This window comes from Maribacter sp. LLG6340-A2 (genome assembly GCF_045057105.1).
GTDB lineage: Bacteria > Bacteroidota > Bacteroidia > Flavobacteriales > Flavobacteriaceae > Maribacter.
In genome coordinates this window covers 2,543,662-2,555,671 of record NZ_CP159332.1, presented here as the reverse complement: position 1 = coordinate 2,555,671, position 12,010 = coordinate 2,543,662, and the positions used below count along the sequence as shown (strand labels likewise).

Genomic DNA, 12,010 nt, shown 5'->3' with positions numbered 1-12,010 from the left:
AAGCTTTGGGCTATGCCCAAAGCTTTTTGTTATTTATCTTCAATAAGTTAAGTGGAAATTAGACGTATTCCTTAAGAATACCTATTAGAGTATTGGCATCTTGCTCACCGCTTTGGCGCCAGACCATTTCCCCTTTTTTATAAATCATTAGAGTAGGCAATCCTTTAACACGCAATGCCTGGGAAAGTTCCTTGTTCTTATCAACATCGATCTTAATTACTTTACCTTTATCTCCCAAAGCAGCGGCAACATCCCTTAGCACCGGGTGCATAGATGTAGATTGCTCGTTCCACTCCGCATAAAAGTCGAGTAATACCGGTACTTTTAAATCTATAAGCTCTCCAAATTTGGACATATAAATTGCTTTTCTATGTTAGTCAAATGTAATAAAAATTGTTAAAATAAAATTCTACCCTTAACATTTGTGGCGCTGTAATAGGGTTAAAATCATGTTAATGCCTTTTTTTGTAAAGTAATGACCGTTATTTCTGGCCAGATACCTACCCTACCCGGATAGCCCAGAAAACCAAATCCCCTGTTCACATTTATAAATTGTCCCATTTCTTTATAAATACCGGCCCAATACCGGTAGCGCCATTTTACTGGGCTCCATTTTATCCAACCCGGAATCTCAATACCAAATTGCATACCATGAGTATGTCCGCTTAGGGTAAGATGGTAATGATAAGGGTCATTGATAACCTCCATCTCCCAATGAGATGGATCGTGGCTCATCAATATTTTAAAATCATCTTTTTGGACTTCGGCCGATGCCTTTTTAAGATCACCTGCTTTTTTAAATCCACCCTTTCCCCAATTCTCAACACCGATCAAGGCAATCTTATCCGCTCCCTTTTGCAAATATCGATGCTCGTTCAACAAAAGATCAAAACCCATATTTCGTTGTAAGGTTTTAAGGTCGTCCAGATTTTTACTTTTAAGTGCTTCTGTTTCCCAAGGAATATAGTCCCCATAATCATGGTTACCCAATACGGAAAACTTACCATCCTTAGCTTTTAGAGTAGTAAAAAGGTCGGCCCATGGCACCATTTCAGAAGTCATATTATTTACCATATCTCCAGTAAACAAGATCACATCGCTTTGTTGTTTGTTAATTAGGTCAACACCATACTCGATCATCTTTCTATTATCAAAACTTCCGCTATGAATATCAGATATCTGCGTAATTTGATAACCATCAAAACTATCCGGTAAATCATCAAACTCCAAGGTGTACCTTAATACCTTAAAATTGTATTTACCTTTATACATACCATACAATAAAGCTCCAAAGGGGACAGAGGCAATACCTAAGGCTAATAAACTTAAGAAGCGTCTACGCGCCGGAAGCCCAAATTCCTTACCTGAGCCAAAAAAGCGTTGATATATACCTGTAGATATTCTAAAAACGTCTTCTGAAAATAAAAATATAATAGTAATCACATTAAAGGTCAGTACTGTCAACAACAAACCAAAAGCATAACTCTTTGAAATACTTAAAACACGGCCAGTTTCCTCACCTACCGTAAACTGATAAATGAAATTAGCCATTACGATCAATGAAACGGCTATATACAAATAAGACCACCATGGTTGTCTAGCAACCGTTTTTAATGCTTGTAGCACATAAAAACAAAGAGCTATGTATAAAATGGTAAAAATAACCCAACGTGCCATAATCCTTTTTTTACAAAGATATTCCTATCGTAGCGGTATATGCGCTCATTTCAATTTTATTTAACCTTGTAAACCACTTCTTTAATATTATTAAACTGTGTAACCGCTACATGATCATCACTTAAAAAGTGATTTGAATTCATGGTTACCTGTGGCGTTTTATCCAATCTTTTTTCCATGGCGGTACCGGATAAATGTACAGCGGTAAAACCTTGATCATTAAATAAGTGTACATTACCTGCATTGATTCCTGAACCGGGCATAATTTCAATTTTAAACCGGTGCATTTGTAAATCGCACAAAAATGAAAAGCCTTCCGGAGCGGATTTTTGCTGACCTGAGGTCAACACATAATCAATTTTCAACTTCTCTAGTTGCACCATGGCTTCAATAGGATCATCTAACCAATCAAAAGCTCTATGAAAGGTAAATTTTAAATCACCGGAAGCGTTTTTCAACAGGCTTGTACGTTCAACATCCAATTTAAAATCTGGTGTTAAAACCCCAGAAACAATACCTTCATATCCTAAATCAACGCACATTTTAATATCGCTCAACATTATATCAAGTTCATGATCAGCATACGAAAAATTTCCACTTCTAGGACGTATTAGTACGTGAACAGGTATGGAAACATGTTCTTTAACGCTCTTTAACAAGCCATATGAAGGGGTCAACCCACCTACGGCAAGCTCAGAACACAACTCAATACGGTCTGCTCCAGCACGTTCCGCGACCAAGGCAGATTCCAAGGAATTTGCGCAAACTTCTACTAGCATATTCTTATATTTAAGGCCTCTAAAAGTAAAGAACCCAAACCATGAAAAGAAGAAAGTTCATAAGAAATTCCAGCACCCTAACTGCAGGGATCATTTCTGCACCAATATTGGCCTCCTGTAAGGAAGACAGTACGGTCAAATTGCCAACTACTGCCCCAACCACACCTATTGCCATATGCACATGGGATTTTGGAAATGCTACAGCAAAAGCTTGGGAGGTATTGGAAGAAGGCGGCAGCTCTTTGGATGCAGTTCACCAAGGGGTTATGGTAGAGGAGAATGACCTAAATAACAATACGGTAGGTAATGGCGGTCGCCCGGATCGTGACGGCAATGTAACATTAGATGCATGTATCATGGACAAAGATGGCAATTGCGGTGCTGTTTTGGCCATGCAAAATATAGCCAACCCCATTTCCGTTGCAAGAAAAGTAATGGAAGAAACGCCACATGTAATGTTAGCAGGTAAAGGTGCGGAACAATTTGCGTACGAACAAGGTTTTGAAAAAACCAATCTGTTAACGGAAAAAGCAAAACAAGATTGGTTAGAATGGAAAAAAACCTCTGAATATAAACCAATTATCAATATAGAAAACCATGACACCATAGGTATGTTGGCCATAGATGCAAAAGGTGATATTGCGGGCGCATGTACCACAAGTGGTATGGCCTATAAAATGGCCGGCAGGGTTGGCGACTCCCCTATTATAGGTGCAGGATTATTCATTGATAATGAAATTGGAGGAGCAACGGCAACCGGAGTGGGCGAAGAAGTAGTTAGAACCGTAGGCAGTTTTCTTATCGTTGAACTTATGCGCCAAGGAAAAAGCCCACAAGAAGCGTGTGAGGAAGGTGTAAAAAGAATCATCGCAAAAAACAAGGATAAGCAAGATTTTCAAATAGGGTTTATTGCCATAAATAAGCAAGGAGAAACGGGAGCATATTGTATACACCCCGGTTTTACCTATAGAACATATACCAAAGACGGTCATGTAAACAACCCGTCTAACAGTTATCTTGAAGGATAAGAATTTAAGATAATTTATATTTCAATTAGTACTTTTAATCCCTACACAAACAAAACACTGACATGGCCGATCAAAAAAGACTCTTTTTACTAGATGCATACGCTTTAATCTTTCGTGGGTACTACGCACTAATAAAGAATCCTAGAATAAATTCCCAGGGTATGGACACTAGCGCGATAATGGGATTTATGAATTCTTTGTTCGATGTGATCAGAAGGGAAAAACCGGATCATTTGGCCGTATGTTTTGATAAGGGCGGAAGTGTGGAACGTACCGAAATGTTTGAAGCCTATAAAGCCAATCGTGATGAAACACCGGATGCTATTCGTTTGGCCGTACCCTATATTCAAGATATTTTAAAGGCCATGCATATACCAAGTGTGGTTTTAGAAGGCTGGGAAGCAGATGATATCATAGGTACATTGTCAAAGCAGGCAGAAAAAGAGGGCTACAAGGTATTTATGGTCACCCCGGATAAAGACTTTGGACAGTTAGTATCCGAAAATATATTTATGTACAGACCTGCACGTATGGGTAATGGTATTGAAATTTGGGGCATACCCGAAGTGCAAAAACGTTTTGGTGTTGAACGTCCTGAGCAAGTAATAGATTATTTAGGTATGATGGGCGATGCCAGTGACAATATACCAGGTTTACCAGGTGTTGGTGATAAGACGGCAAAAAAATTCATTGCCCAATTTGGCTCCATGGAGAACCTACTGGCCAATACCGATCAACTAAAGGGGAAAATGAAGGAGAAGGTTGAGGCGAACAAGGAATTAGGTATGTTGTCAAAAAAACTGGCGACCATTTGTATAGATTGCGATGTCACCTTTAACGCTTCGGATTATGAACTTTCCGTACCGGATTTTGAAAAGGTCCAAGAAATTTTTGAACAACTTGAATTTAGAAGATTAAAAGATCAGTTTATAAAAATCTTCTCAACGGATACCCAAGAACAGGTAACACAAGTCTCTAGCACCCCTACTGCAAAAAAAGAAATTCAAGATGCCGGATCAGGACAGTTTTCTTTATTTGGCAATGCTGCAGACTCAGGAGCAACCGTTAAAGATTATTCAAGCAGAAAAACTATTGCAGATGTGCCACATGCTTACCAAAGCGTTTTGCCAGGTATGGCCATGAAGCTATTTATACAAAATTTAATGAAACAACCTTCGGTATGTTTTGATACCGAAACTACAGGTTTAAATCCAATAACGGCAGAGTTGGTAGGTATTGCTTTCTCATGGGAGGCTACCAAAGGATTTTATATCCCATTTCCCGAAAATCGTGAGGAAAGCCAGCAGTTACTTGAGGAACTACGTCCTTTTTTTGAATCTGAAACCATTGAAAAAATTGGCCAGAACCTAAAGTACGACATTAAGGTATTGGATAAATATAACATTGATGTCAAAGGTCCTCTTTTTGATACCATGCTGGCACATTATCTCATTAATCCAGATATGCGCCACAACATGGACGTGCTTTCTGAAACCTATCTTAACTACACGCCTATTTCCATTACTGAATTAATTGGAAAAAAAGGTAAGAACCAGCTAAATATGCGCGATGTACCGTTAGAAAAACAAACGGAATATGCCGTAGAAGATGCAGATATCACCTATCAGTTGGCACAACATTTTAGACCGGAACTAAAAGATGCAAACACAGAAAAGTTGTTTCAAGATATAGAGATTCCGCTATTACGCGTATTAGCGGATATGGAATTAGAAGGTATTAATTTAGATAAAGAGTTCCTGAATTCACTTTCCGAGGATTTGAACAATGATATCGCTAACCTTGAAAAAAGAATTTATGAAGTTGCCGGTGAAGAGTTTAACATAGGTTCGCCAAAACAACTAGGTGAAATTCTATTTGACAAATTAAAATTAGTAGACAAACCCAAAAAGACCAAAACAGGCCAATACTCCACAGCAGAAGATGTACTATCCTATTTAGCAAAAGACCATGAAATCATACAAAACGTACTGGATTATCGCGGGTTGGCCAAACTCAAAAGTACCTATGTAGATGCTTTGCCAGAACAAATAGAACCAACTACAGGCCGTGTACATACAGATTACATGCAAACCGTGGCAGCCACCGGGCGGTTAAGCAGTAATAACCCCAACTTACAGAACATTCCAATACGTACGGAACGTGGTCGTCAAGTGAGAAAGGCGTTTGTTCCACGAGATGAGAACTACACCTTGCTAGCTGCGGATTATTCTCAAATAGAATTACGCATCATTGCGGCACTAAGTGAGGAAACCACCATGATAGAAGCCTTTAAAAACGGTGAGGATATACACGCATCTACTGCGTCTAAGGTGTTCAACGTACCTTTGGAAGAAGTTACAAGGGAACAACGAAGCAATGCCAAAACAGTAAATTTTGGAATCATCTATGGGGTGTCTGCTTTTGGATTAAGCAACCAGACCAATTTGTCAAGATCAGAGGCCAAGGAATTAATAGAAACATACTACAAGACGTATCCAAAATTAAGAAACTATATGAGCGAGCAAGTTGACTTTGCCCGCGATCATGGATATGTACAGACTGTTCTAGGAAGAAGAAGGTACCTTAAGGATATAAACGGGAGTAACGCCATGGTAAGGGGTGCTGCAGAACGCAATGCCGTAAACGCACCTATACAAGGTAGTGCTGCGGATATCATTAAAATTGCCATGATAAATATTCGTAAAAGGTTAGATGAAGGCAACTATAAGTCTAAAATGTTGTTGCAGGTACATGATGAATTGGTATTCGATATGTATAAACCTGAATTGGAAGAATTACAGACTCTAATTAAATCTGAAATGGAAAATGCATATAAGATTGCTGTTCCTTTAGATGTTGAAGTAGGAATTGGCGATAACTGGCTGGTTGCCCACTAATTACATTAAAATCAATCCTTAAAATCGTATTGATTACAAAAATAAAGTGCTGTAGTTTATCGATTTTTAATACTTAAATCTAATTGCATCTGTTATATTAGGGCTGAATAACCTACATAATCAACCTATGTCTAAAAACTACACTTGGCTATATTCCTTAGCTTTATTTTTCGTTTCATTAACTGGCTATTCTCAGAACAATCTCATTGCCAATGGTGATTTTGAAAGTTGGTCTGGCAATGAACCAAATAACTTTATTACTACTAACGGTGTTGTCACAAGAAATCAAACAGACACCAGCTCTGGATCAAGTAGTGTCCAAATTTTTAACGCAACCACCTCTCAGGATGCAAGTATTCAAAGTGATAGTTATAGCTTACTAGGCGGAAAAACTTACATCTTAAAATTAGATGTAAAAATGACGTTTATAAGTGGGGGGCAAACTAATGATATTCCATCAATCAGTATTAGAGCTGATAATAGTAGCGGTGCTATTGGGCATACGGTTAGGCATCAAACAGGCACTTGGGAAAATGGACAGTTTGTTTTTGAAGTACCAACAAATGATAACTATACTTTTACTTTTACCATAGCGAATAGTAGTATCAGAAGCTTCGTTCAAGATATTTTAATTGATAATATAAGACTCTATGACGCTGCTGAAATACCTGAAAACACTACGGACAGAAATGCTTTAATAGCACTTTACAACGCAACAGATGGCGCAAACTGGCAAAATACTTGGGACCTGAATGAATCTATGATCTATTGGGACGGGGTTACCCAAAATGACAATGGCAGGGTTATAAAAATAAAATTAAGAGCTAACAATGTAATTGGGTATTTACCTCCTGAATTAGGAAATTTAGAAGAACTGCAAATATTAGACTTAACAAAAAACGGGTTTACAGGACAACCTGCAAACAACATAACGGGAATAATTCCTCCTGAAATTGGAAACTTGACCAAACTTAAAGAACTACATTTAAATAACTTTGAAATCTCAGGTAGTCTACCAATTGAAATGGGACAAATGTCCCAATTAGAGATCTTATATCTTTCATACAACAATTTAACCGGTAGCATTCCCTCTGAATTTGGAAATTTAGCCAATGCTAAAAGAATTGCCTTAAACAACAACCAACTTACAGGCAACATACCAACTGAGTTAGGACAACTTAATAACTTAACAACTTTAAATTTAGGCACTAATGATTTATCTGGCACCATACCAAGTAGTATAGGTCAATTATCTAATTTAGAATATTTAGGCCTTGATTACAATAATCTTACTGGCACAATACCTACCTCCATTGGGCAATTACAAAATTTAACATCATTAAAATTAGATTCAAATAATTTAAATGGTGCAATACCAACACAACTAAGCCAACTTTCTAGCATCCAGATTCTTTACCTTGACAGAAATAACCTATCCGGTATTCTACCAAAAGAATTGGCCCAATTAACTAATCTAGAAAGGTTAGATTTGAGCGTCAACAATCTAGAAGGAGAAATACCAATTGAGTTTGGTAACTTGGCCAACCTAACCACCCTAACTTTAAATTTTAATAATTTTACCGGATCCATCCCAAAAGAACTTGGGCAATTAAGCAATTTAGTAACATTATTTTTAAGTGAAAATAGCTTTAGTGGTACTATTCCAGTAGAATTAAATCAAATACCTACGTTAGACCGAATTTCGTTAGACCGTAATAACTTTAGCGGGCAGGTGCCAACCTTTACGAATAGCCATTCCATATTTCGTTTATATGACAATTCCTTCATATTTGAGGATTTGTTGGACACTTCTATTAACCAACCCCAAATGAACTACGCTACACAGGCAAGTATAGGTGTTAGCGAAACCATTTATTTAGAAACCAATGATACATTTGAAATTGCAGTCACCACAACAACTGATACAAACAACACCTACCAATGGCGTAAAGATGGGGAAAATATTGAAGGCGCTACAAATTCCACATTTACAATAGCCAATGTTACATCAGCAGATATTGGCGCTTATGATTGTCAAGTTTCAAATACCCAATTAACGGACCTAACATTGACAAAAAATCCAATTACGCTTGCTGTGGACGGAGCTAGTATTATAGATGAGGACAATGACGGCATTGCAGACAATGATGACCAATGTCCTGATACACCTGAAGGTGAAACAGTCAATTTTAGTGGTTGTTCTCCAAGTCAACTAGATGATGACAATGATGGTGTAACTAACAATCTTGATATTTGCCGCAACACCCCAGTTGGGGAACCTGTTGATGAAAAAGGTTGTATAATCATAGACCCTAACCAAACAAACTTTCTGCAAAATTTCAGTTTTGAAAATTGGTCAGGAACACCTAGTGCCCCAGATAATTGGTCAATAGTGAATGCCAATTCTGTTTCCCAAGCCAATTTCTATTATGCAACGGAAGGTTATTCTTCATTAAGACTAGATTTAAGCACCAGTATATCTGAAAGAACAGAATTAAGTACTAGAAACGTTAGTAAAGTTTCATTACAGAAAAACAAGGCACATACCTTCGCTTTTGATTATAAAGTTTATATAGGTACAGGGGAATCTATAACGGCCAATCTTTGGATTTTAAAGGACGGAGGAAATTTTGCTACCCAATATATAAATGAATCCCTTACCTTGAATACCGACGGAGAATGGCATACCTACTCATTTGATTTTATGACGGATACCGAGGATGAAGACTATGTTTTTGAATTAGAATTTAGGGCCACCTCCGCTCCACAAAGTGTTATCGTTGTAGATTATATGCGCGTACTTGGTGAAACCCCACCAGACGAAGATAATGATGGTGTAACGGATGCTGAGGACCAATGCCCAGGTACATCTCCTAGTGCTTTAGCAGTAGATGATAATGGTTGTGAAGTTTCTATTGATGATTCCAACATTATCAATGATCCAAGTTTTGAAGATTGGTCATTAGGCGGTGGAAGCAATTTGGCGCAATGGGGAATAATTATGATACCGGGAAGTTCATGGAACAAAAATGAGGATATAAGTGATAATTTAGAATATAGTCTAGAACTCACAACAAGTGATAATGGTACAAACACTTCATCAATCTTTCAAAAAGAGGTACAACTTTATAAAGGTGTTTCATATGAAATTGCTATTGATTACAAAATTACCGAAGGCAGTTTTAACACCTTGGAGTTTGAACTGACAAAAGGTATTTTTCCCGAAACTATCTATAAAGTTACAACGGATCCCTCTGAAAATGGTTGGAATACATTTAGGGTATATTTTACACCAGAATCAAATGAACTTGTAGATTTGAACATAAGTGCAATATCCGATCAACCACAGGAACATATTTTACTTGACAATATGGTCCTTAGAGCAAACATCGCTAGCACAGATAATGATAATGATGGGGTGGATAATACTGTAGACCAGTGTCCCAATACACCTATGGGAGAATCTGTGAACGCCAATGGCTGTTCACAAAGCCAGTTAGATGATGACAATGACGGTGTAAGTAACGACAGTGACAGTTGCCCTAACACCCCAGAAGGAACTTTTGTAAATAATATTGGGTGCCCAGTAACACAAACAGATACAGATGAAGATGAAGATGGTGTTTTTGACGCAGATGATTTATGCCCAAATACCCCAACAGGTGAAACAGTAAATAGCAACGGTTGCTCGCAAAGCCAATTAGACGATGATAATGACGGTGTAAACAACGCTATTGACCAATGTCCAAATACGCTTCCAAATATAACGGTAAACGCTGAGGGTTGTGCAGACAATCAGACTTCATTACCTGATATCCCCAATGATGGAATTCAAGTAAAAGTTACCAGTACCAGCTGCCCTAACACTTCTAATGGAGAAATTACGGTCAGCTTAACTGAAGATTATTTGTATCAGGTGGAATTAAGCCGCGGTGCGTTAAACGAATCTTTTTCCAATATTACCAATAATGAAGATTTTGTTAAATCAAACCTATCGCCAGGCGTGTATTCAGTATGTATTAACATACCGGATTTCCCAGATTTTAAACAATGTTTTACGGTTACCGTTAGTGTACCTGATGAATTTACAACCGGTAAAACCGTGGTAGATTATCATGCCCAGAAAGCAAGGATTATTGTTTCTGGAAGCAAAAACTATGAGGTATTGGTAAATGATAAAATGTATACGTACCAATTTGACGATGTTTCAAATCATGAGATTTTATTTCCATTGGATAAAGGAGTAAATCAAATTTCAATTGAAACAGATAAAATTTGTCAAGGTATATTCAATGATAATATTGTTATAAATCAAGCCATCCTTTCTCCTAATCCTGTTGCTGAAACATTACGTGTAGAAGGTCTTGACAACATGAATAACGCTCAAATCTTAATTGCAAATGTAAATGGAGTAACAGCCATACGTACCAGTAGCGAAATAATCAATGGAGAATTGTCGATGGATATATCTAACCTTGATCCAGGTGTTTACATGTTGACCGTAATAGAGAGTGAAAAAGAAATCAATTTAAAATTTGTAAAAAAATGAAAATAGCTATAAAATTATTTTTAGTAATGACACTAATGGTTTCATGTGGTGGCGGTGGAGATAATGATAGTCCCAACCCACCAGATGAAGTGGAAAAAGAATTAGGCGCTTTCGCATTGACTTTCCCAGACAATAATCTTATCTGCACGGAAGGAGAAGAAAATACCGACGGAACCGTTGGTATTGAGTTTCTGTGGACAGCATCTACAAATGCCACTTCTTATGAACTTGAGCTAATTAACCAAGAAAGCAGCACCACGGAGAATAAAACTGTTAATGGCACTTCTACAGTTCTAAACGTTCCCAAAGGTGTACAGTTTACATGGCAAATAACGGCCAAATTAGACGCTAAGACTTTAAAGAGCGATTCTTGGAATTTCTATTCGCAAGGTACGGTAACAGAGAGTTACGCCCCATTTCCTGCAACCATTGAAGTGGAAGACCAAGGTAATTCTACCGCAAACATTTCTTGGATTGCTGAGGATTTAGACGACGACCTTACCGGCTATGATATTTCTATAGGTACCGCAAACAACCCAGAAATTCTCTTAGAGGATACCACGTTGACCACAACAAATTTCACCTATACAGAAGGCGAAGTGTATTTTATAAGAGTGGTTTCAAAAGATAGTAACGGCAACACCTCTGCAAATGAGATGAGTTTTAGTTTTTAAACTCTTGTTAAATATTAGCTAATAATAGACGAAACCAAGTTTTAAGAACGTTAAAATATAGCGCACCCATCTAATTGGGTGCGCTATATTAATGAAGCAAGCCATCATTCTTTCTTTTTTTACCCTTCTACTAAACATAAATGTACAGGCACAGGATGCTACTAATGCGGTAAAGGTTTTTCCAAACCCTGCAACCAATGTGGTTAATATTATAGGGATTTTGAATACGTCAACAGCTCAAATCACCATACGGGATATCAATGGAAATCAGGTTTTACACCATCAATGGAGAATAAAGAACAACGCGTTGAACATACCTATATCCAATCTTAAAAAAGGTATTTATCTAATTAGCATACGATCGGATCTACAAACCATTCAGCGTAAATTCTATAAACAGTAAGTT

The 12,010-nt window shown here is 37.6% G+C and carries 8 protein-coding genes; 5 read left to right on the top strand and 3 right to left on the bottom strand.

Translation table 11 applies throughout. The features are described 5' to 3' along the window. Positions 1-58: 58 nt before the first annotated feature. The 3 genes from ABVM52_RS10705 to ABVM52_RS10695 all read right to left on the bottom strand — a co-directional run bounded on the left by ABVM52_RS10705 (position 59) and on the right by ABVM52_RS10695 (position 2,456). Complete coding sequence (locus ABVM52_RS10705) at positions 59-355, bottom strand: thioredoxin family protein (protein WP_405380331.1); 297 nt, start codon at positions 353-355, stop codon at positions 59-61. Positions 356-447: 92 nt separating this feature from the next. Beyond that, complete coding sequence (locus tag ABVM52_RS10700) at positions 448-1,677, bottom strand: metallophosphoesterase (protein WP_405380329.1); 1,230 nt, start codon at positions 1,675-1,677, stop codon at positions 448-450. A gap of 56 nt (positions 1,678-1,733) precedes the next feature. Further along, entirely contained in the window at positions 1,734-2,456 is a 723-nt protein-coding gene (locus ABVM52_RS10695) for a copper homeostasis protein CutC (protein WP_405380327.1), read from the bottom strand. Positions 2,457-2,497: 41 nt separating this feature from the next. Here ABVM52_RS10695 and ABVM52_RS10690 point away from each other — a divergent pair, with 41 nt between their 5' ends. From ABVM52_RS10690 to ABVM52_RS10670, 5 genes are all read left to right on the top strand, one after another. Then, complete coding sequence (locus ABVM52_RS10690) at positions 2,498-3,484, top strand: isoaspartyl peptidase/L-asparaginase family protein (RefSeq protein WP_405380325.1); 987 nt, start codon at positions 2,498-2,500, stop codon at positions 3,482-3,484. 62 nt (positions 3,485-3,546) lie between these two features. Continuing rightward, on the top strand, positions 3,547-6,381 hold the full coding sequence (gene polA, locus ABVM52_RS10685) for a DNA polymerase I (RefSeq protein ID WP_405380323.1): 2,835 nt from the start codon (positions 3,547-3,549) through the stop codon (positions 6,379-6,381). A gap of 127 nt (positions 6,382-6,508) precedes the next feature. Continuing rightward, positions 6,509-10,930, top strand: a complete 4,422-nt coding sequence (locus ABVM52_RS10680) for a thrombospondin type 3 repeat-containing protein (RefSeq protein WP_405380321.1) — start codon at positions 6,509-6,511, stop codon at positions 10,928-10,930. Further along, on the top strand, positions 10,927-11,604 hold the full coding sequence (locus ABVM52_RS10675; protein ID WP_405380319.1) for a hypothetical protein: 678 nt from the start codon (positions 10,927-10,929) through the stop codon (positions 11,602-11,604). The genes ABVM52_RS10680 and ABVM52_RS10675 overlap by 4 nt, the downstream gene beginning before the upstream one ends. A gap of 91 nt (positions 11,605-11,695) precedes the next feature. Beyond that, positions 11,696-12,007, top strand: a complete 312-nt coding sequence (locus ABVM52_RS10670; protein ID WP_405380317.1) for a T9SS type A sorting domain-containing protein — start codon at positions 11,696-11,698, stop codon at positions 12,005-12,007. The last annotated feature ends 3 nt before the right edge of the window (positions 12,008-12,010 follow it).

Bases quoted from the DNA above. Each gene is read 5' to 3' on its own strand.
- ABVM52_RS10705 (WP_405380331.1), bottom strand. From the start codon at position 355: ATGTCCAAATTTGGAGAGCTTATAGATTTAAAAGTACCGGTATTACTC.
- ABVM52_RS10700 (WP_405380329.1), bottom strand. From the start codon at position 1,677: ATGGCACGTTGGGTTATTTTTACCATTTTATACATAGCTCTTTGTTTT.
- ABVM52_RS10695 (WP_405380327.1), bottom strand. From the start codon at position 2,456: ATGCTAGTAGAAGTTTGCGCAAATTCCTTGGAATCTGCCTTGGTCGCG.
- ABVM52_RS10690 (WP_405380325.1), top strand. From the start codon at position 2,498: ATGAAAAGAAGAAAGTTCATAAGAAATTCCAGCACCCTAACTGCAGGG.
- polA (WP_405380323.1), top strand. From the start codon at position 3,547: ATGGCCGATCAAAAAAGACTCTTTTTACTAGATGCATACGCTTTAATC.
- ABVM52_RS10680 (WP_405380321.1), top strand. From the start codon at position 6,509: ATGTCTAAAAACTACACTTGGCTATATTCCTTAGCTTTATTTTTCGTT.
- ABVM52_RS10675 (WP_405380319.1), top strand. From the start codon at position 10,927: ATGAAAATAGCTATAAAATTATTTTTAGTAATGACACTAATGGTTTCA.
- ABVM52_RS10670 (WP_405380317.1), top strand. From the start codon at position 11,696: ATGAAGCAAGCCATCATTCTTTCTTTTTTTACCCTTCTACTAAACATA.